Genomic DNA, 20,998 nt, shown 5'->3' with positions numbered 1-20,998 from the left:
GAAACTAAGTTTCCTTCGATTGCAAAACCCTGGATTTCAAGGAGCTTGTGAGTGATCTCAAGCGTCTTCCTAAAGTCTCACACCTTTCGAGGAGAGAATTCATAATGATTTCGTCAAGATATTGGAGTTCGTTGGACAAGATGAGTTGCGTTCCTAATTCGGCCAGCGAGCCCATCACAAAAGAAATGTGATGAAGATACTCCTTGGTTGAGGTCCGCGCGTGTCCTTCGGCAATATTGGAAGGGATGGAGACGCTGCACCTACGAATCTGGCTGACCAATCCATAAAGTTTCTGTTTGGGGAAGTGCTCCTTAGCTTTATAGACCTCTTTGGCGATAGCCATTCCCTCCTGCCAAACGACCAAGTCTCGATAGCTAAGAATGCTCATTGTTTCTTCCCCCCAGCCCCCGAATCCCAGCCCCCTAATATGCTCTCGGCCGCGCCGCCCCTAGTACCCGACTCGGCAACCCCTGGATCCTCAAAAACCCTTCCGCGTCCGTCTGGTCGTAGCTGCCGCCACCTTCCATGCTGGCGATCTCCTCGTCGTAGAGGCTGTTGGGGCTTTCTCGGCTCTGGATCATCACGTTGCCTTTGTAGAGTCCAAGCGTCACGCTGCCGGTGACCGGTTTCTGCACTTCGCGTATGAAAGCCAACAGGGCGTCCATTTTGGGGACGTACCAGAAACCGTAGTAGACCATCTCTGCCACCTCGGGAGCGATGCGGTCGCGCAGGTGAACTGTCTCGCGGTCTAGCGTGAGTTGCTCCATCGCCAGATGGGCAGCGTACAGGGCCGTCATGCCGGGGGCCTCGTACACGCCGCGGCTCTTCATGCCGACGAAGCGGTTTTCGATGATGTCGATCCGCCCTACCCCATTGCGGCCAGCGATTTCGTTCATCGTCTCGACTATCGCAAGCGGGCTGAGCTTCTTGCCATTCACGCTCGTTGGCACACCGCTCTCAAACTCAATGGTGACCTCTTCCACCTTGTCTGGAGCCTCTTGAGGCGAAACAGACATGCCGAAATCAACGATTGCCACACCATTGACCGTGGGGTCTTCGAGCTTGCCTGCCTCGTAGCTGATGTGCAGGCAATTCTCATCGCTGCTGTAAGGTTTCGCCGCAGAAGCTTTGACGGGGATTTTCTTCGCGTCGCAGTAGTCGATCATCTCGGTACGGCCGGGGAACAAATCGCGGAACTGCTTGATCCGCCACGGGGCGATGATCTGGACATTCGGATCGAGGGCTTCGGCGGCAAGTTGGAAGCGACATTGATCATTACCTTTGCCGGTCGCCCCATGGGCATAGGCCTCGGCACCCACCTCGCGGGCAACCTGCAAGCAGATCTTCGAGATCAACGGCCGCGCGATCGAAGTACCCAGCAAATAAATCCCTTCGTATTTCGCTTGCCATTGGAGCACCGGGAAGGCAAAGTCGCGGCATAACTCCTCACGGGCGTCAATGAGTTGCGAGGATTTTGCTCCGTTGTCGCGAGCCTTCTGTAGAATCGCCTCACGGTCTTCACAAGGTTGCCCCAGATCGACATACACGGCATGCACATCGTAGCCTTCGTCCTGAAGCCAACCGAGAATTACCGAGGTATCTAAACCTCCCGAATAAGCCAACACACAACTGGGCATAATCATTTTCCAAAATAGTTAACAGACAAAGCCTCGATGCAACGCACCGCACGGCGTACAAATATTAGCCGCGACTCTACGAGTCGCAGGAAACCCATTGTGGATGGACACCGCAAGACTGGCAAGCGGTTCACAGGGAGAAATGGGCCAAGGAAGAACACGGATTAAGCGGATGCTCACGGAACTTCTCATCTACGTAAATCCGCAAAATCAGCGTTCATCCGCGGCCTATTTCTTTCCAGGCAACTCCGCGATCCGTAGATTGCGAAACTCTAGATCAGTCGTCGGATCGTGCCCCTGAATCATGAGCGTACCCGCTTCAAGCCTGAGGCCACGGCGAGGGTTTACGTCGGGCTTCCGATCGTCGGTCCAGTCGCTCACTTGATAGCCGTTGACCCACACTGCCACGTGGGGACCGTTGGCGATGATAGTTTTGGCGAACCACTCGTGATCGCTCGCTACGATGCGGCGGGCATTCTGCCGGCGGAAGATGCCGCCCGTGCCGCAGTCGACCGGTTTGGTGGGATCACCATCGACCATCCCGTTGTGAATCTGGCTCTCATAGCCCATCATCTTGTCCCCGGGGATGCAGCGGAAGAAGATGCCCGAGTTGAGTCCGTCACCGTTGACTTTGCATTCGAGTTGCAGGACAAAGTCGCCATAACTGTCGACACTCTCCAAATGACCGGGGCCGTTTTGCACCGTGAGGTCATCTTCTGCGTTCACCGAGAACTCACTTTGGTCCGTTCCTTTTGTGCTCCAACCGGTAAGATCGCGGCCGTTGAAAATCGGTTTCAATCCTAACGGTTTGAGCCGAATGTTGCGAAATGCGATCTTGCCTTCGCGGTGTTGCAAGCCGATGTGGCCGCGGGCGACAGGGTGGGGATCGGTGTACGAAACCGCTTCTGCCCCATCGAGTACGACTCTAACCTGGGGCCCTTCGACGGTGATCTCAAAAACATGCCACGACGGCGGTGCCCACTTCAGTGGGCCTCCAAAACGCCTACGCCCCACGATCGAAGCAGTCGGAAACGGATTCTCCGCTGGAGCGATGTTTACTTCGTAGCAATCCTGTGCTGGGTCCGTCGGATTGAGGGGAGTGCGCAGAAAGACTCCGCTGTTGGTCGTCTTGGGGGCTTGGAACTCAACGTGCAACGCATAGTCCGCAAACTCGCTGGTACTCATCAGCCAGCCCTCATCACCGGAGTCGACCGTAATCGCACCATCTTCGACGCGCCAGTTGGCATCGCTTGTCGCCTCCCAACCAAAGAGCGTCTCGCCATCAAAGAGTGCAATCCAACCGTCGTCTATTTGTTTGGGTGTGAGGACATTCTCCGCTGCATGCGAAATGGAATAGGATAGGAGCAGACATAGTGTGCAAACGATTTTAGTCATGATGTGGTGAGATTGAGAGCTACGAAGGAAGAAATGGAACGCGGAGGAACGCTGATTTGGCGGATGTTCGCAGATCAGACAGGTTTCAATTAGGCATTCGACAGAAACGGAAACCAAGCTACTGACAGCGATAGTTTTGTTTAATGGGAAAATACCTTGCGACGAAACTCAGCCTTCGGTCCAAAGTTTAGTATAAGACCGACTTGATAGCCAGTTGCCTTGAGATAGTTTACGAGTTGAGCTTCATGTTCTTTCGCAATCGATTCAGCTGCCTTCACTTCGATGATTACCGATTCATTTACTAGCAAGTCGGCAAAATACTCTCCAACGATTTCCTCTTCGAACATCACAGCAATCGGCCATTGTTGCTTGACCGTACATCCTGACTTCGAAAGGGTGATACCTAAAGAATTCTCATAAACCTTTTCCAGAAATCCATATCCGAGCGAATTGTAAACATGATAGAAACCATGAATGATTCTATCGGTGAGATCACCGCGAATTAATCCCTCAGGCACAGCCCGGATCCTTTCTTAAAAATCAGCGACAATCCGCCGAATCCGCGTCCCATTTCTTCCTACCCCTCATCGATATCAATCCGCACCGCAAAGGGCAACTCCCCTGCCCTCCCCTGCGGGAGTTCGATCTCCACGCGGTTGGTGAGCCCAATCAGACGCGTAATCTCTAAGCCTTCGCCAAGCGATTGCCCATTGAGTGTCACCCGCGCGTCGGCGGGCAAGGGATCGACAACGATCCACACTTTCTCCCGCGGCGTCAGCCCCGCGGGCCAATTAAAAGAGCGCGACCACCGGACCCCCGATTCACAAGGCTCACATTGCCAAGGTTCGCGAAGTCGAATCGAGTGGATGTCAGGCATTAGGGAATGCGGAATTCGGATTGGGGAATGCGGAATTTGAATGGCTAATAGCTAATGCCTAACAGCTAATAGCTAGTCCGTCATATCCCGCGTGACATTGGCTTCGCGGATAGCGCGGGTATTGGGTTCATAGATCCGCAGTTTGACCTGGACCCCCTTAAGCGGAGTGGGGTAAGGGGGTGAGGTCTCACGTTCCATCGGGTCGTCCGGGCCGTTCACCCCATCGTCATCGAGACCGTTGGTGCCTTGGTCGAGATTATCTATTTGCCAAGGAGCCCACGAGGGTTGGATCGTTAGGTTCGTCGAGACGTAGTAGGGCGAGTTCTCCTGGTTGATCTGATCCGTTTCGTAGTAGTCTGTCCAAGAGTCGTAAACAGATGGACTTTCTCTTGAACTCTCCGGAAATGTCGGATGCCAACCAGCCCCGCGTTCTTGCTGATACAAGGTTCGTGGGGCTCCAGTGATACTCAGATAGTTGTACTCGGGAACATATGTCGAACCAATAAGTAGGCCGTTGTTCCAACCCAAGTCAGCAAAGGCTCCGAAGCCGGTGATCTGAGTTGGCCCGCCGGGATTGGCTATGAAGTCCTGAATGGCGAGCAAGAATGCTCCGTCTCCTCCACTAGTCGAAACTCTGACTGTACTAGGTTGGATGATGTTTCCCTGATAATTGAATAATGGTGCTCCGGGATCAAACACCTGGACATCAAATCCCAAGACATTTGACAGAACAATATCTGCCCCCGCGCGATCTCCACTTAAGGGCTGGAGTGAACTAATGGGATTAAGAGAAGCGTCGGCGACTCCAGCTAGCATACTTATCGATGGATTTCGATTAATTACATTGTATGAGAGAGGATGAGGAAACTTACGGTTACCTCCGATAAGATTGTCTGGCAAGTGAGCAAAGCGATGTTCCCTACGCGAAAGATCAGCCAGAGTATTCGGCACGATGCGGTCATTCTCTAATCGGACTGAAATATCAAAATCATTCTGAAAATTCAGCATTTCTAAGAGTTGCGCATGATATGTATTGGCAATCGGATTTGCTGCATAAAAGAATGGAGGCTCGCTATTTGGATGGAAGTTCGTATTCGTCAAATCATAAATCGGATCATCAACTGTCCCCGAAGGAGTGTCATAGGTCGTGACCCAAGGAGCGATCAACAATACCCGCCGATAGATCGTTCGCATGCCAGGCTCACCACGCGATCCGTCGGCCGGATTTTCTACGGCAAACCAGATAACCTCAGCAAATCGAGATTCAATCGACGTGCCCACCCAATCGTTTGGATTTGCTTGAGTACCGCCTGGAACGAGCGCGCGCCCTCTTCCGCGAAAGGGTGCTCCGCGGCTTTCCACTGTCAGCGCCAAAATGTCGTCATAATCTCCGAGTGAGAGAAAATCGGTGACAGTTGCTGGGTCGATGAGATTACCCTCTGCGTCAGATACCGTGTTGCTTGAGGGAATAAGGGAAACGGCTGGATCCACATTATTAGGAGGATTTATTATCAGGCTGCCGGCCAACGGATTCTCATCCGACGCCTGCCCCTCAACGATTTCAAGATACCCATCCGACGAATCAACCGCGTCGGTCTTCACCGTCGCCCCGGCCAGATCGTTGTACAATCGTTGCCGCGCGATGCGCAGCTCAGAGCTTATCTCCATCGCTCCTTGGCGACGGTTGACGCCGGTGCTGATGTTGGCGAACAGGTTCACTACGGCGGCCATCATCACTAGCGTGATCGCCATGCCGACGAGCATTTCGATCAGGGTGAGCGCGCGGCGTGAAATGGGCGCGGGGTGGAAGGGGCTGGTTTTCGGCATGTTGACTCGTGTTCCGCTCTGGACCGGGTGCCTCTGAATTAGTCGGTCTCAATACTACTATTGCACCGCGCAGAGGCCAAAAAGTCAAGCAGAACCCGTAAGAGAGTGACCAAGGACTAAGGCCCAATGAGCAATGTGCCGGGAGCAAATGCAGCACTATAAAACGTTCTTCAGCCGATTCTGCTCGATTGTGCCTCACTGCCGGGGTGCCTGGTGGCGTGTTACAATACAGGTTGGCATATATTCTTTTATGTAGGTCCATCCAGAAGAGAAGAAATAGAACGCGGATGAACGCAGATTGTACGGATTTTCGCTGATAGGAAATTGGAATTCTTATCTCTCTAAAATCCGCGCCGATCCGCTGAATCCGCGTTCATCCGCGTGCTATTTCTTATCGAGAAACTTAGCCCACACAAAACATGCGCATCAGCTCCATCCCGCAAATTTATCGCAACGTCAATCGCTGGGGCGAGATCTTTTCGATCCTCAGCAAGTATGGCTTGGCAGGTTGGCTGAGCAGGTTTGACTTTTCGTTGGGCAAGTCGCTGTTGAAAAACCGCAACGGGCAGGTGCTGGCTACCGAGAGCCGAGAGACCCGCATTCGGCTCGCCATGGAAGAACTTGGCCCCTCTTTTATCAAGTTCGGCCAGATCATGAGCACCCGACCCGACGTGGTTGGCACAGAGCTTGCCAACGAACTACAAAAACTGCAGACCGACGTGCCTGCTGACTCGCTCGAAGAAGTTGCTGAAATCGTCGAAGAGGAACTAGGCCAGTCGCTCTCCGAGTTGTTCGCGGAATTCTCTGAGAAACCCGTCGCCTCGGCTTCGATCGGGCAAGTCCATCGAGCCCGCTTACACTCCGGCGAAGATGTGGCGGTGAAGGTGCAACATCCACAGATCAAACAACGCATGCGGGTCGACTTGGAGATTCTCACCGGATTGGCGCAACTTGCCGAACGGCTACCGGAACTGCGGCCCTATCGACCGGTCACGATCGTGAGCGAGTTTCAACGGATGCTCCGTCGCGAGTTGGATTTTACCTGCGAGCGGCGACACCTCGATCATTTTGTCCGTGCCTTTGCAGAGAGCGATCAGGTAAAAATACCCAAGTCGTATCCCGAGATGAGTACCGAGCAGGTGCTCGTGATGGAATGGCTCGAAGGCGTGCCAATTTCCGATCTCCAGCAGGTGCGAGCTTCGGGAGTCGATCTGGCTGAAGTGGCTCGCAGCGGGGCCGAAGCGTATCTCGAGATGATATTCCAGCATGGGATCTATCATGCCGATCCGCATCCAGGAAATCTGCTCTTGATGCCCGATGGCAAGATCGGCCTCTTGGATTTCGGCATGGTCGTGCGTCTGGACGACTCGATGCGCGAAGCAATCGAAGACATGCTGCTGGCAATCGTCGAGCAAGACGCCAACCGCCTTGGCTCCGTGGTAGTTCGGATGGGTGCCGTGCCGGCGGGGCTTGATGAGACGAGCTTGAATCTAGATCTGTCAGATTTTGTTTCGCACTATGCCAATCAGTCGCTCGATCGGTTTGAGTTGGGAGCGGCACTCTCCGAGATGATCGACATCATGCTGCAGTATCACATCATGCTACCGTCGCCCATGTCACTGCTCTTGAAAGTGCTGATCATGCTTGAGGGGACCGCCAAGCGCCTCGAGCCAAGCTTTAGCTTGATGGAAGTCCTAGAGCCGTATCGCCAGAAGGTCGTTGCCAGACGGATGTCACCCACGCGACAACTCCGCAAAGCACGGCGTATGGCGTACGAGATGCAACTACTGGCGGAAGTGGTCCCCCGACGCTTACGCGACATCTTGCAGCAAGTGCAGGCAGGCCGGTTCGATGTGCATCTCGATCACCGGGGATTAGAACCCTCGGTCAATCGGCTGGTGTTGGGAATGTTGACCAGTGCACTCTTCCTGGGATCGGCACTGTTGGTCACCAACCAGGCATGGCCACTCTGGGGCGTCTCGGTCCCCGGGACGGCGGGTTTCTTACTCAGCGCAGTATTGGGCCTGCGGCTACTGCGTGCGATCAGCAAGTCGGGCAGCCTCGACAGCCGGAAATAGCCTCAAGCAGCTTGCTGAAGTTCAGGCTCACGTTGCGGAGAGATTTGCTGGAGGACCTCTTCAATATCCAGGCACAGCGAGTCGAGCGCCTGGAGGACCTCCGCATGGCGCTGGTCAAGTTGGCGGAGCGATTCGCTGCTGGCAAGTTCAGACATGGAAGGTTGTTAGCTATTAGCTGTTCGTCATTAGTTGATAGCCGCTGGCGGAAGCCTGCGGTTTTTTCGGATTTCAACCATCAGCTCCAGCCGACGGCTACCATTTAAGGCCACCCTAAGCAATCGGCAACAGGATTGGGCTGGGTGGAGCCGAGAAGGACTCATTTCGCTTGCGTCTTCGCGTCGTAAGTAGGGAAATGCAGATTGTGACGCGCAAGGCAGGCTGAGGTTGTTAAATCCGAGAGAATCTGCCGAATTTGCCGTCTGCGTAGGCAAATCATCGGGCCGTGGGCTAGACTCGCTCGCCGGTCGATGCTACTTTAAGCGTTTGCCCATAAGAGGTTAGGCTTCGCAATAAGCCCATCCACCAAACAAGATTAGGAGATACCCTTGGTAAAGTTGACGTTGCGGGAAAGAGAATCTGCTCAGGAAGCCGTTCGGCGGTTTCGGAAGTTAGTAGAAAGAAGTGGGATTAAGAAAGAGATTCGCGTCCGAGAGTTTTACGAGAAACCAAGCGAAACCAAACGTCGCGCTCGTCTACGTGCCCAGCGGCGCGCTCGCCGTGATCGTCTGATGCTCACCAGCCCCGCTGGTCGCCGCGGATAATCATGCCCTATCTTAGCCGGAGGCACACCTGCCTCCGGACATTCCCTGAGGCAGGTGTGCCTCCGGCTAGGAAGAAGAATTAGTACTTACTCTTTCGTAGAGTTCTATGCACCAGAGTCGCTCAGGACATCTGGCAAGCGCTCAGCAAAGTCGCGTTTTTCGTCGCGCACTCGGCGGTATTGCTCCGGCGCCTCTTCTTCAGTCTTTGACTCCCGAGCCAGTGTAGATAGCTCGACATTCGGCACAAGCATTATCCGCGATGCCGCTGGGAAGTTAGAGCATCTTGAACAAAAAAACACGCCAGCCGTAAAACGGCTGGCGTGTCGGAGATAGATCAAACAAAGTTTGCTTCTTCTCAGTAGGACACCACGGCCCGAGCGAAGAAACCATCAAAACCTAGAATGTTGGCATCGTCGAAATTGTTCAACTGAAGACCTGGAGTGGTCCAGTCGTACTCGTCACGAATACCAAGGTCATGCCAGGCGGCGATGAAATATCCAGAGCTTAGCTGGATATTGTTCGTGACCTGGGCACTCACACCGGCTTCGATCTCGGTGACTGGAATAACACGGCACCCCGAGTTGCTATAAGAACGCAACGTCAGTGGGGCCGAACCGTCGGGATCGTCTGTCGTGTAGGTGCTAATGTTCATATCACCGACCAGCAGAGAGATATCTCCTTTGGCATAGGCGCTAACGCACCCGCTACGTCCAAAGTATCGCCGACCCATGAAGCCCACTCGAGCACCTGCACCATTAAAGTCCAGTCGAGTTGTGGCGCTATCGATCTCATCACCGTTGTTAGCGATTGCCAGATTGTTGCGTGCCCAATCGACTTCAGCAAAGCGAACGCCAGCCGTCCAGGTAATGTCCCAAGCGGGGCATGGGCAGCAACCACAGCCACTGCCACAACCACACGAGGAACCACCGCCGCAGCAGGTATCGCAGCATGTGTCGCCGCAACACGAGTCGCAGCAGCCACTGCTACAGCAACCGAGCGGACAACCTAGTGGAATCGTCTTGGCTACGCCCAGGTCGTAAGACTTCACATCGACGTCCAAATTCCCTTGCAGGGAACCATTGTCGCCGGGAGCGTCTACTTCATAGGGGCCAAAGATGGTGGTCCCTGTCGAGGCGGAAGTATCCGTGACATCAAAATCCCCTTCACTTTGGTAGCGAGCGAAGTTGAAAACGATCGCACCACCACAGTCGCAGAAGTTGATACCACCACCAAAGCGATACGACGAAACATAGTCCATGTCGTATTCGACGATGCTCTGACCCCCTTGAGGATCGTTGGGATCACTGACAATGTACGCGAGGGCTTCGCTGAAGCAGGCCCGGGCGTAGATGTAATCACCGTAGAAAAAGAGCTGGCTATCATGGCAACACAGGGCATTGCCGAGTCCTAGGTTGCCACCGCTTCCGCCGGAGCAACCCGTGTTGCAGCTTCCAGCGTTGCACGTGCCAAAATAGTCGCACTGCTCGATTTCATTGTAATTTGACCACGAATCGCTAGCTTGATTAGCTGCAGAACTTGCCGTTTGGTACTCTCGTGGATTGGCGGCGTCGGCGGTCTGTGCCGCCAAGAGTGCAAGGCTCACTGCGAGCGCAGCAGCCCTCCTAAAACGAAACTTCATCTTGGATCCCCCCTTTGAAATTTCGAACAGGACGACGCTTGCGGGCGCACTGCCTGCTATGGAAGCATTTGACGAGCACCGGATCACCTTCCAGTGCTGTCCGCCTGTTCGATTATTCGTACACAGAAGAGAATCGGACCCCGTACTACCGTTACTTTCACTTTTTTCAGAATTATCCGAGTATTGGGTACAATCCAGGGGATTTACGCATTCGGCAAAGCTTGCCAAGAGAAGTTGGGACGCCTAAGCGGATGGATTTTCCACATTATAGCCGCCGGCGGGAGCCCGCGGTTCAAACCATTTGCTCCCCCCGCCAACGGCTACTACAGAGACGCACTCAGCTACGGCTGAATGTGCGTCTTCGGCAGAGCATGGCAAGGGAGACAATTCCCAGGAGGGAAGCTGTAGCAGGCTCAGGGATTCCCCCGTCTGTTTCAAACATGTCCGTAGGTGTTTGGGCATGATAGACCTCTAAGAGGCCAGCGTTTGAGACGGTATCTGGGCCGTTCAACTCGATTGCACTTGTTGTGACATCTGGCATTCCTGCCATGCCAAAAGTTGCCTGAACCGTTGCGGGATCGGTGGGGCCGTTACCAGCGTCTGCACCGAGAAGTACTTCGCGGTAATCAGGGTAGAGCGTATTGATCATGGGAGAAGGATCCAGATCAACACGGAAAATTGCGGCGTTTTGAAGCGAAGCTGTCGAAGTAAGGCCTGTAAAGTCAAGGGTCAATATCATGTTTGTTGGGTCAAGCGAACCAGAAACTCCCACTCCAGCATCAGAGTAATTTGAAGCAGAGACAGGCGTGCCGTTGAATCCCTGGGAGGGAGCATCGCCCAGTCCGAACTCGAAACCAGCCTGCTTCATATCGATTACAAAACTGCTGAGGTCGTTTTCCTGGGAGGAAACGTTCTGAATGAGTATAGCCGGACGATTACGCTGCTGAAGGCGGATCGACGGGTTCTTGCAGGACTCTTCGTGGTGGATCGCATCGAGTTGAGCTTGATTGATCTCGCCACGGTTGAAGTCCAAAATTGCTTTCAAATAGCGTTCGCTTTCGCCAATCATGAACTTGTAGTTGCCGATGACAACCGCCTGTGATGTGTTGGCAAGTGCTCCGGCTAGCAAGAGTATCGCGAATGCGGCACACGAGTAGCGAATGAGTGCTGCGGTCGAACTGAAACGATTTGTTGATGTCTTTTTCATAGTTGTCTCCAAGGTCAACCGCACGTGCCTTCCGTAGCGGCAGGGGCAATGATCTCTGGTGTGATGGGTCTAAATCAGGGAGGAGACCTGTCAGAACAAGTGCCAAACGCTATTCACGTTTGGCAGCATTCGATTGACGAGAGATGCAAAAATGCAGGGGCTTGCGGGCAGCTATTTAGCTGTCTTCAAGAAGTATTCGCGCACCTGTAGCGTGCCGAATTGACCGCGTGCCCTGACCGAAGCGTTGGTGATCCTGCCTTGGTGATGCGCAGAATGACCTCATGCAGGAAACCCAGAGACAAACCCATCAGGGGAGAGCTGAGTGCTATTGATTCCTGAAACGAAAAACCGTTAGGCAGGAATGCTTCTCAGCAAGCAAAGATGGTGTTGTGAACCCAGGCTACCAATTTCACCTGTCCGGACAACGAAGAGTCAACTCGACTCGTCGCCGATCGAATGTTCATGAGGTCCACAACCCAATCGAAAAAGTAAAAATGTGTGTTAAAAAGCGGTAAATCTACCGCAGCTTCCCTGATTCTAACCACCCCTGGCAGTGCTGTCAATTAAATTTGTACGGATTGCGAAGAATTTGTGTGCGGAGTCTTCGGACTCACCCATTAGTGCTCTCCACCCACCCCACATCCTAGGGGTGCCAGTCTAAGCCAATGTCGAGCCCGCGGGCTGAATGGGTTAAAGCGCCTGAGCTGATTCTGTCGACTCCCGTCTCCGCAAGCTCTCGAATGGTTTCCAAGCGCACTCCTCCGGAGGCTTCCAGTTCGACCGTTGGGGCGATATCGTCACGCATCGTAACGGCCGTGCGAAGTTGACTTGAATCCATGTTGTCCAACAAAATGACGTCAGGATGCATTGGCAAGACGGCGGCAAGCTGTTCAAGACTGTCAACTTCGATTTCTACAATCAGATTCGATTGAGCCGCGTTTTGTGACGACTCAAGAAATTGACTTGCTTCCAGGACTGCTGCTGCGGCATCCTCGGCAGTGGCAACCGGCTTTCCTGAACGCTGGGCCAGATGATTGTCTTTGATCAGTACTGCATCGTAGAGACCCATGCGGTGATTGGAACCTCCTCCACAATGAACTGCGTATTTCTCCAAACGGCGCCACCCAGGAGTCGTTTTTCGAGTGTCGTAAACCTTTGCCTTGGTGTCGGCGACCTCTTGGACAAAGCGGCTTGTGAGTGTTGCGATGCCCATCATCCGACCCAGGAGATTCAGTATTGTCCGCTCCAGAGTGAGTATGTCACGAACGTTGCCGCTCAACACCGCTAGAGTTGTTCCTGCGGTGAAACTTTGAGAATCTTGGACACGAAGCTCTACTTCCATCTCAGCTTTTGCTTCCGAGAGAACGAGTTCGATCGTTACCAGACCGGCTGCGACTCCTGGATCACGAGCTACAATACTGGCAGCTCCCTGTCGCTCTGCAGGTACCAGGGCGACGGTGGTCCAGTCCTGTTGGCCATTCAAGTCTTCAGCGAGGGCAAGACGCACAATCTGCCGACAATCGTGCTGAAGCTCACTATCCCATTCGATCTGCTGGAATTCTCTCATGGCTAGTTCTCGATTTGGGAGAGGGCAAACGGTTATACTGGGGGCAGAGCGTTGATGTTTCATTGTCAAATATCCCCTTTTCAATGCACGCCATGCAACCCGGCAGAGAAAAATCTTTGACCGATTCGACACCACGGCCGTGGATTAAGCCCCGCGATCAAGCAAGCCTGCTTGCCGTGGTGGCAAGTCTGCTGGTGATGATGGCAAGCTACTGGGTGTACAAAGGTGGGCACGAGGGAAGGCTAATCGATATCGATCGAGCAGACCCGCTGCAGGCGAGCTACTTGGTGAACGTTAACGAAGCTGATTGGCCTGAATTGCTCCAGTTACCCGGATTGGGAGAAACGATGGCACGGCGTATTATCAGCGACCGGTTACAGCACGGGCCGTTTCGCAGTGTTGAGCAGTTGGACCGCGTCAACGGTATTGGACCGCGAACTATGGAGCGGTTGCGACCCTTCTTGATGCCGATCCCCGTGGATACTGATTGGGCCGTGAATTCGACGGATGAAATCGAAATCAGAAATTGAGCATCTTCTTGTACTCAGTCATCCGCTCGTCAATGTCTTTGCGGGAGATCTGTTGCATCCGCTCGAGACCGAACCCTTCCACATTGAAGCTTGCCACGAGAATGCCATAGGCCATCGCCATCTTGAGTGTCTCGGGTTCAAAGTTATCGCACTCGGCTAGATACCCCATCATGCCGCCGGCAAAGCTGTCGCCCGCACCAGTGGGGTCGACGACCTGCTCGGTTGGAAAAGCGGGGAGAACATAAGTTTCATATTCGCTAAAGAACATCGCTCCATGCTCGCCCTTCTTGATAATGACGAACTTGGGGCCCATTTCTCTTACGCGGTGGCCAGCCGTGACCAGATTCTCAGTCTCGGCAATCAACTTGGCCTCACTGTCGTTCAGTACCAAGCCATCGAGTTGCTTGAGCAGCTGATTGAGGTCGTTGCGGGTAGTCTTAATCCAGAGATCCATCGTGTCGGCCACGGCCAGCCGCCGACCTGGCACTTGCGAGAGAACTTTCATTTGAACGGCAGGCACGCCGTTGGCGAGAAACACATACTTTGCCCTGCGATAGCTTTCAGGCAGCACGGGATCGAACTCGCCGAACACGTTCAGCTGCACGTCGAGTGTGTCGCGGTCGTTCATGTTGTCGTGGTAGCGACCCGTCCAGGTAAAGGTCTTGCCACCTGGAACCTGCTGTAATCCCGAAGTATCAATCCCCTGCTCATCCAGCACAGCCGTATGTTCCGCAGGCCAGTCTTCGCCAACGACCCCTACGAGCCGCACGCTGGTGAAGAAACTTGCGGCATAGGAGAAATGAGTCGCTGACCCCCCGAGCATGTTATCCCTACGTTCCGTGGGAGTTTCGACGTGATCAATGGCAACGGACCCGACAACAACAAGTGGCATGGTTCTTCAATGGGGTTAACGAAAGGCGAGCCGGAAGCGTAAGCGCCCGGAGTAAACAACGTGGCGAGCCGGGTCGTCCTCGACCCCGAATTCCTACAGGCTCGGGGACGAGCCGGCTCGCTTTGATGGAAATTGAACCGAGGATTATGTGCAGTAGAGCTGCCTGGTGACAACCCCCAACGCCGAGTCGTCAAGGAATCTCAACCACTTCCCCACCATCAACCGTCAAGAGCTTCTTGAAAACACCAGGATCAATGTCTTTGCTGATAGATTTGACGTGGGCATCAGCAAAACTCGCTAAGAAAACACCAGCATGTAGCGGAGGAATCAACCCCTTGAGTGGTTTTTTTTCGTCAAATTCCCAATCCTCAGGTTTTGTCCAGGGAACAGCACTCTCGTCGTTGACTTGTACCATCATGATTGTAGCTGCTGTGCCGTCTCGTAGGTCCATGAATCTCTTTCCTTCCTTTGATCCGTCAAAGAACATGCCGTCTCCTTGTACACCGAGATAGTTGGTGCGACCCTCTGTCTGAGCAAAGCTAGAACTTGGTTCGGCAAAAACGGCTGGCATCTTGGCGATTAGAGCCTTGTTGTGCTCACTGTCCCACGGTTCGTCGAGATGAAATTGTTTGTAGAGTTCATTCTGTTCGAGAAAGGGAAGGATATGTACCCGCCAACTCAGAAGTGGTTTGTCATTGTCGTCAAAATTCGCTTGAGCTGGAAATGATATTTCATTTTGATCAGCATAATTGTGAAGTGCTAAGTTGATCATCTTCATGTTGTTCATTGAAGTATTTCGCCGTGCCGCTTCTCTAGCCGCCTGCACCGCGGGCAAAAGCAACGCAACCAACACACCCGAGACGGCCGTCATCGTGAGCATTCCCATCTGGCCATGCTCGCCTGACTGGCGGAAGATCACCAAACGAGTACCTTCTCGCTGTGGTGCCAATGCCGTGCTCATGTCATTCATCATCCGCTCCTGATAACGTCCCATTGCTTGCTGAACGGGATCGCTATTCTGTTTGAGTCGGGTGATCTCTTCGGTGGCCTGGGAGCGGACCAGATCGAAAGACTTATCGACTAGGCCCAACAATTCCTGCGCGTCTTGCTCATTATTGGACTCGATGACTAGTTCGTTGGTTCCCGGATGGGACAGGTTCATTCGCAACTCTATCGTTTTCACCAGATCGGGAGCTACATTGAGATACTCAAATTTGGGTGGAGTGGGATTCTGCATCAACAATCCATTGATCAGAGGCCGCAGCGGCACGACATCAATTGCCAGATAGACATCATCACTGGCAGCTGCCATTAAGTGCTCGTGCAGTGAGCTCTCGGCGGGCTTGAATTTGCCGGTAAGAAACTTCTGAAGCGTCACCTCCGGCGTAGCCAGTAGCACCGTCTCACTCGGAAAATACATGCTCGGCATGAGTGGGTGATTGCTCTTCAAGTGAGGTTGTTCAGATTGCTCGTTGGGTGTGGTGTGCTGAGTAAGCTGCGGATGCAGTTTGCCAACCACGGGGGAAATGAAACTCCCCATGACGGCATAGTTGGGTGCCCCTGCGGCGGGTGGTTCCACCGTCAATAGCAGTCGATCCAGCTGCAAAGGGTCAAGCCCTGATTGGTGGAGCGATGCTGCTTGCAAGACTTCAATGGGCATCATCTTGGCAAACGGCGAGGCGAGAATCGCCTGTGGACGCAATGAAATGACGAGACAAGCTTGCGGCAACAAGTAGGTCACGTCCAAGGGAGTGTCGACAACATCCGGCACTGGCACAGCCGCTGGATCGGCAAGGAGCGTGGTACGTTCATCTGCCTCCTGAGCAATCAGAGAGGAACCCGGAGTGAACAGCATCAACCCCGTGAGAAACCAGCAAAGAAAATGAGTGTGTGTTCGATTCGTGTGGAACATAAAACCTCCTGATGTGTCTTCTAACGAGGAAGACGGTGAAGTACACCTAATTGTCGATTTGCCAATGCTCGAAGCGGTGATACCCGCGAATTCCTTCGATCTGGCTTCGCGATATTATGCTGATTCGCTTGGACTTGGCATGGATTGTAGCAAAATCAGGGCGAATTGGAATCATGTGTTCCCGCCCTAGCCGTCCCGCCCGCTGAAGCGGGCTCGCCAGATGCAGTTACTTCATCTTCGCCCAACTATCGCGCAGTGTTGCAGTGCGGTTGAAGACGGGCTTCTCTGGAGCGGAGTCTACCGGGTCCACGAAGAAATACCCCAATCGCTCGAATTGAATATGGGTGCCAGGCATTGCCTCATTCAGTGAGGGCTCCACGAATGCCGTGATTGTTTGCAGCGAGTTGGGATTGAGGTTGTCGAGAAATGTTTGGCCCTCTGATACGTTTTCCGGATTTTCTACTGCACACAAGTGGTCATACAAGCGAACCTCGGCGCTAAGTGCTCGCTCGGCTGAAACCCAATGGATGGTTCCTTTGACCTTGCGTGAGTGATCAGGGTCGAACGTGCAGCGAAGTTCAGTCACATTGCCAGCGTCGTCTTTGATGACCTCGTCGCATCTGATGATGCCCGCACATCTTAGTCGCACCTCGCCTCCTGGTCGAAGTCGGAAGAACTTCTTAGGGGCGTCTTCCATGAAGTCCTCGGCTTCAATCAGAATCTCTCGCATCAGCGGCACCTTACGCATTCCGGCCTCGGGGTTTTGAGGGTGATTTGGGGCCTCGACGTCGATTGACGAGCCTGGTTCGATGTTTGTGAGTATTACCTTGATCGGATTGAGTACCGCCAGAGCTCGCAGTGCCTTTTCGTTGAGGTCCTCGCGGATGGCGTCTTCCAGCCAAGCCATGTCGATGGTGCTATTAAATTTGGCGACGCCGATTCGCTCACAGAATGCCTGGATTGCTTCGGGAGTGTAGCCCCGGCGGCGCAGACCCCGAATCGTTGGCATTCGCGGGTCGTCCCAGCCCGATACGTGTCCTTCGTTGACCAGCTGCAGCAGCTTTCGCTTGCTCATGACGGTGTACGTCAGATTGAGCCGAGCAAACTCGATCTGTCGGGGGTGGTGAATTGCAAGTGATTCGCAAAACCAATCGTATAACGGACGATGGTTTTCAAACTCTAGTGTGCAGATTGAGTAAGTGATCCCCTCGATCGAGTCGCTTTGACCATGGGTGTAGTCGTAGGACGGATAAATGCACCACGTGTCTCCGGTGCGATGATGATGTGCGTGTTTGATACGGTACATCACCGGATCGCGTAGGTTGATATTCGGCGCGGCCATGTCGATCTTTGCCCGCAGAGTGTGCGTGCCATCGGCAAACTCTCCAGCCTTCATCTTCGCAAAGAGTTCGAGATTCTCCTCGACGGTACGGTCTCGAAAAGGGCTGTTTTTGCCAGGCTCAGTGAGCGTGCCACGATAATCACGCATCTGGTCGGCTGTCAGGTCGCATACGTATGCCTTACCGGCTTTGATCAGTTCCACTGCCCAGTCGTGGAGTTGATCAAAATAATCCGATGCAAAGAACAGCCGATCCTCCCAATTGGCACCCAGCCAGCGGACGTCGTCGAGTATGGAATCGACGTACTCTTGCTCCTCCTTTGCAGGATTCGTGTCGTCGAATCGCAGATTGAATTTTCCGTTGTATTCCTGGGCCAGGCCAAAATTCAAGCAGATGCTTTTAGCGTGACCAATATGCAAATAGCCGTTTGGCTCAGGGGGAAACCGCGTATGGACCTCGACGTTCTTGTTATCAGCGAGGTCGGCGTCGATAATCTGCTCAATAAAGTTCCGCGAGGCGGGCTTTTCTGCGGTGGGGGAGGGATCGGTGGGCATGAAGGTTCCTGCGAATTCATGTGGCGGTGGGTTCATCCCCCAGTGTAGCAAATTCCGGTCTCTCCCCGGTAGATGACTCTTGTTGCAACGAGGAGAATCCGCTGTGAAACCTCTGCCTTCATTTCTCCTTCTTCTGGCTCAACAACCAATCGTAAAGCATGAGATTGTTGTAGGTCTCGGTCCAGCTGTCATGGCCCGCATCGGGATAAACAGTTAGGCGAGGAGCGCTGCCCAGGTTGTAGAGAGCGTTGATCATATCGGTGGTACTCTTGAGGGGTACCACTGGATCTTTTGCGCCATGAAAGGCCCACAGGGGAATCTCCTGAATTAACTCGGCCTGAACTGGCTTGCCACCTCCGCAGATCGGCGCTATCGCGGCGAACACTTCGGGCCGGCGGGCCGCCAGTTCCCAGGTGCCAAAGCCACCCAAGCTGAGTCCCGTCAAATAGACTTGCCCACGATCGACAGGCAACTCTTCGAGCACATGATCGACAAATGCGGAAAGCATGTCGATGTCCCAGTTCACTCCGATGGGCGTTTGTGGAGCAACGATCATTACTGGCAATTTGTGCTGCTTTACAAAATCGAAAGGGCCATGCACATTTACGAGTTTCAAGTCGTCGCCACTCTCTCCTCTGCCATGGAGAAAGATGATCAGAGGATACTTTTTCTGTTCGTCAAAATCCTCCGGCTTGACTATCAGATAGGGGCATCCCACTTCTTTCGTGATCTCTTCGCTAAATTTACTGTGATTCTCCTCTCCACACACGGTTCCGACTTTACAAACGGTCAATACAATCATCGCTCGCAGAATGCTGTTCATAGTGTTCTCCAAAGTAATTGAGGCTTGGCAGAACAGTAGAATAGAGCACTGCAGCTAAGTATCAATACCCCTGGTTTCATGCCTGGATTTGACCGCGGCCGAATCAGATCGTAATGGCAATCGTCGAGTTCAGCATGGACAAACCCAGGTAGAGAGCCGTAAAAATCAGTCCCTGGCATGTAGTGACCACGAGGGCTGACAATGGCCCTGTTCGTACCAAAATTGCCACGATGGCGATGGTCAGCACAATAGGTGCCAACAGACTGGTTCCCAGGCCGGGGGCTGACACGGAGGTGTTGACCCAAAATCGGAGAACGATATTGGCAACCACCACAAGAAAGGTGCAAAGCAGACTCTGCCAGAAATCGGGAGGATCAACCGAGGCAATCGCACAGGCAATTTGCAAGGACCACGCTGCAAAAATCATGGCCGCGGGGACGAACAGGCAGAGCACTAACGTGGGATCGAGCCCAGAGAAGAATTGAAACATGTTGCTGCTCTCCGCTTCGAGTAATAGTTATCCCGCCGTGGAGTCCTACTAAAATATAGTTCAATAACTGCTTCAATGTGGCAGCTAGAAGTGAGGTATTTTCGCAACAAATAGATCAATTTCGATCCGTAATAGCCTTGGCCGAAAGCCCATGGTTGTCTCAGGATCGGACCATGGGCTTCTGCACGGCTAGTACACAGGAATTCCGCACTTACCAATTGGGATAAATGCGGTAAAATGGTTAAACTCGGTATATTCGGTGTGCCGAAAGAACCAAGGATGGCCAGTCTGTGTCATGCGAGAAGGACAGGAACCAAACATGATTGCTTCGTTCTATTTCTGTGACTGTACGGGCCCGGCTTAGGCCGGACCCTCTCGACCCTCGCGCTGGCCCCTTCTCGGCTAGTTATCTCGACCGTTTCGCAATCAAATCCCCATTGGGTGAAGAGCATCATCATGGCCTCCGATTTCCGTCTGAAGGATCAACTTCCTGAGATCACTGACCGCATCGTGCAGACCTACAGTGAGCTAGGCACGATCAATCATCTCGATCACTGCCCATTACCAAGCTACGAAGAAGTGATTGCCGCGACGTATGAACTCATGGAGATATTGTTCCCCGGCTATCGGCGTCGCACGGGGCTGCATCGAGGGAACATTTCCTACTATGTTGGTGACCTTGTCGACCGCTTGCACGATCGCCTCACGAGCCAAATTGGCCGCGCGTTGCGACACGATGCCGGTGCGACGAGCGATTGCCACTGCGACAGCGACTTCGAGGCCCTTGGCCAGGCCAAGACTTTGCAGTTTCTTGATCAACTTCCCGATTTGCGGCGCGTCTTGGCCACGGACGTACAAGCTGCCTTCGACGGAGATCCGGCCTGTAAGAATGTCGACGAAGTCATTTTCTGCTATCCAGGCTTTGATGCAATTACCGTTTATCGCTTGGCGCACATACTCTATGAACTGCAGATTCCCTTCATTCCCAGGATGATGACCGAATGGGCCCATAGCCGCACGGGAATTGATATTCATCCCGGCGCTACGATCGGCAAATACTTCTTTATCGATCACGGTACGGGTGTCGTGGTCGGCGAGACGTGCGAGATTGGCGAGCATGTGAAAATCTATCAGGGCGTCACTCTTGGTGCCTTAAGCTTTCCCACCGATGGCGATGGCCAGTTGGTTCGGGGGCAAAAGCGCCATCCGACGATCGAAGACCGCGTGGTCATCTACGCAAATGCTACGGTCTTGGGAGGCCGCACGGTGCTCGGCCACGACGCGGTGATCGGCTCCAACGTATGGATTACCTCAAGTGTTGCTCCCCATACGACGGTGGTACTGGAAAAGCCGAAGCTGAAGGTGCGAAGCGAGGTGCCTGACGAATTACGCCCCGAAACGCAGTACCAGATCTGATGGGGAAATGGCTGGAATAGGAGGAATTGGGGAATAAAAGGAATTCTGTTAGA

20 protein-coding genes are annotated in these 20,998 nt (G+C 53.4%); 4 read left to right on the top strand and 16 right to left on the bottom strand.

Going from position 1 to position 20,998, the window contains the following annotated elements; all coding sequences use genetic code 11:
- Positions 1 to 4: 4 nt before the first annotated feature.
- From Pr1d_RS00335 to Pr1d_RS00310, 6 genes are all read right to left on the bottom strand, one after another.
- Entirely contained in the window at positions 5 to 388 is a 384-nt protein-coding gene (locus tag Pr1d_RS00335) for a four helix bundle protein (protein WP_210417844.1), read from the bottom strand.
- Positions 389 to 422: 34 nt separating this feature from the next.
- Positions 423 to 1,637, bottom strand: a complete 1,215-nt coding sequence (locus Pr1d_RS00330; RefSeq protein WP_148071642.1) for an argininosuccinate synthase — start codon at positions 1,635 to 1,637, stop codon at positions 423 to 425.
- 228 nt (positions 1,638 to 1,865) lie between these two features.
- Positions 1,866 to 3,032, bottom strand: a complete 1,167-nt coding sequence (locus tag Pr1d_RS00325; protein ID WP_148071641.1) for a 3-keto-disaccharide hydrolase — start codon at positions 3,030 to 3,032, stop codon at positions 1,866 to 1,868.
- A gap of 140 nt (positions 3,033 to 3,172) precedes the next feature.
- The gene (locus tag Pr1d_RS00320) at positions 3,173 to 3,550 is read right to left on the bottom strand and encodes a GxxExxY protein (RefSeq protein ID WP_148071640.1); all 378 of its coding nucleotides are present in this window, start codon (positions 3,548 to 3,550) and stop codon (positions 3,173 to 3,175) included.
- Between the two features lie 59 nt (positions 3,551 to 3,609).
- Complete coding sequence (locus Pr1d_RS00315; RefSeq protein WP_148071639.1) at positions 3,610 to 3,909, bottom strand: hypothetical protein; 300 nt, start codon at positions 3,907 to 3,909, stop codon at positions 3,610 to 3,612.
- A 72-nt stretch (positions 3,910 to 3,981) separates the two neighbouring features.
- Positions 3,982 to 5,736 (bottom strand): PilW family protein, encoded by a 1,755-nt coding sequence (locus Pr1d_RS00310; RefSeq protein WP_148071638.1) that lies wholly within the window; start codon positions 5,734 to 5,736, stop codon positions 3,982 to 3,984.
- 419 nt (positions 5,737 to 6,155) lie between these two features.
- Here Pr1d_RS00310 and Pr1d_RS00305 point away from each other — a divergent pair, with 419 nt between their 5' ends.
- Positions 6,156 to 7,814, top strand: a complete 1,659-nt coding sequence (locus Pr1d_RS00305; RefSeq protein ID WP_148071637.1) for an ABC1 kinase family protein — start codon at positions 6,156 to 6,158, stop codon at positions 7,812 to 7,814.
- Between the two features lie 2 nt (positions 7,815 to 7,816).
- On the opposite strand, the gene Pr1d_RS25665 is transcribed toward Pr1d_RS00305, so the two are convergent.
- A complete protein-coding gene (locus Pr1d_RS25665; RefSeq protein ID WP_168204979.1) occupies positions 7,817 to 7,969 on the bottom strand; it encodes a hypothetical protein in 153 nt (50 codons plus the stop codon).
- A gap of 390 nt (positions 7,970 to 8,359) precedes the next feature.
- On the opposite strand from Pr1d_RS25665, the gene rpsU reads away from it, so the two are divergent.
- Positions 8,360 to 8,575 carry a 30S ribosomal protein S21 gene (rpsU, locus tag Pr1d_RS00300; protein WP_148071636.1) on the top strand — a complete coding sequence of 72 codons (216 nt, stop codon included), beginning with the start codon at positions 8,360 to 8,362 and terminating at the stop codon, positions 8,573 to 8,575.
- 355 nt (positions 8,576 to 8,930) lie between these two features.
- Here rpsU and Pr1d_RS00295 read toward each other — a convergent pair whose 3' ends face one another.
- The 3 genes from Pr1d_RS00295 to nadC form a co-directional block, all read right to left on the bottom strand.
- Entirely contained in the window at positions 8,931 to 10,214 is a 1,284-nt protein-coding gene (locus Pr1d_RS00295; protein WP_148071635.1) for an Lpg1974 family pore-forming outer membrane protein, read from the bottom strand.
- A 337-nt stretch (positions 10,215 to 10,551) separates the two neighbouring features.
- Positions 10,552 to 11,421 carry a hypothetical protein gene (locus Pr1d_RS00290; RefSeq protein WP_148071634.1) on the bottom strand — a complete coding sequence of 290 codons (870 nt, stop codon included), beginning with the start codon at positions 11,419 to 11,421 and terminating at the stop codon, positions 10,552 to 10,554.
- A 643-nt stretch (positions 11,422 to 12,064) separates the two neighbouring features.
- Positions 12,065 to 12,988 (bottom strand): carboxylating nicotinate-nucleotide diphosphorylase, encoded by a 924-nt coding sequence (nadC, locus tag Pr1d_RS00285; protein WP_148071633.1) that lies wholly within the window; start codon positions 12,986 to 12,988, stop codon positions 12,065 to 12,067.
- 116 nt (positions 12,989 to 13,104) lie between these two features.
- Between nadC and Pr1d_RS00280 the strand changes: the two genes are divergently transcribed.
- The gene (locus Pr1d_RS00280) at positions 13,105 to 13,518 is read left to right on the top strand and encodes a ComEA family DNA-binding protein (RefSeq protein WP_210417843.1); all 414 of its coding nucleotides are present in this window, start codon (positions 13,105 to 13,107) and stop codon (positions 13,516 to 13,518) included.
- Here Pr1d_RS00280 and Pr1d_RS00275 read toward each other — a convergent pair.
- From Pr1d_RS00275 to Pr1d_RS00255, 6 genes are all read right to left on the bottom strand, one after another.
- Positions 13,508 to 14,410: a PfkB family carbohydrate kinase gene (locus Pr1d_RS00275; protein ID WP_148071632.1), complete on the bottom strand. Its 903-nt coding sequence runs from the start codon at positions 14,408 to 14,410 to the stop codon at positions 13,508 to 13,510. The genes Pr1d_RS00280 and Pr1d_RS00275 overlap by 11 nt on opposite strands.
- 190 nt (positions 14,411 to 14,600) lie before the next feature.
- On the bottom strand, positions 14,601 to 16,322 hold the full coding sequence (locus Pr1d_RS00270) for a DUF1559 family PulG-like putative transporter (RefSeq protein WP_148071631.1): 1,722 nt from the start codon (positions 16,320 to 16,322) through the stop codon (positions 14,601 to 14,603).
- Between the two features lie 46 nt (positions 16,323 to 16,368).
- A complete protein-coding gene (locus Pr1d_RS26445; RefSeq protein ID WP_261343805.1) occupies positions 16,369 to 16,497 on the bottom strand; it encodes a hypothetical protein in 129 nt (42 codons plus the stop codon).
- A gap of 51 nt (positions 16,498 to 16,548) precedes the next feature.
- A complete protein-coding gene (locus Pr1d_RS00265; RefSeq protein WP_148071630.1) occupies positions 16,549 to 18,216 on the bottom strand; it encodes a glutamine--tRNA ligase/YqeY domain fusion protein in 1,668 nt (555 codons plus the stop codon).
- A 118-nt stretch (positions 18,217 to 18,334) separates the two neighbouring features.
- Positions 18,335 to 19,039: a carboxylesterase family protein gene (locus Pr1d_RS00260; RefSeq protein ID WP_210417841.1), complete on the bottom strand. Its 705-nt coding sequence runs from the start codon at positions 19,037 to 19,039 to the stop codon at positions 18,335 to 18,337.
- A gap of 103 nt (positions 19,040 to 19,142) precedes the next feature.
- On the bottom strand, positions 19,143 to 19,529 hold the full coding sequence (locus Pr1d_RS00255; protein WP_148071629.1) for a hypothetical protein: 387 nt from the start codon (positions 19,527 to 19,529) through the stop codon (positions 19,143 to 19,145).
- A 456-nt stretch (positions 19,530 to 19,985) separates the two neighbouring features.
- On the opposite strand from Pr1d_RS00255, the gene epsC reads away from it, so the two are divergent.
- Entirely contained in the window at positions 19,986 to 20,945 is a 960-nt protein-coding gene (epsC, locus tag Pr1d_RS00250; protein WP_148071628.1) for a serine O-acetyltransferase EpsC, read from the top strand.
- Positions 20,946 to 20,998: the final 53 nt, after the last annotated feature.

The organism is Bythopirellula goksoeyrii, from assembly GCF_008065115.1.
Lineage (GTDB): Bacteria > Planctomycetota > Planctomycetia > Pirellulales > Lacipirellulaceae > Bythopirellula > Bythopirellula goksoeyrii.
The sequence above is the reverse complement of the archived record's forward strand: the minus strand, read 5'-3'. Positions and strand labels throughout refer to the sequence as shown.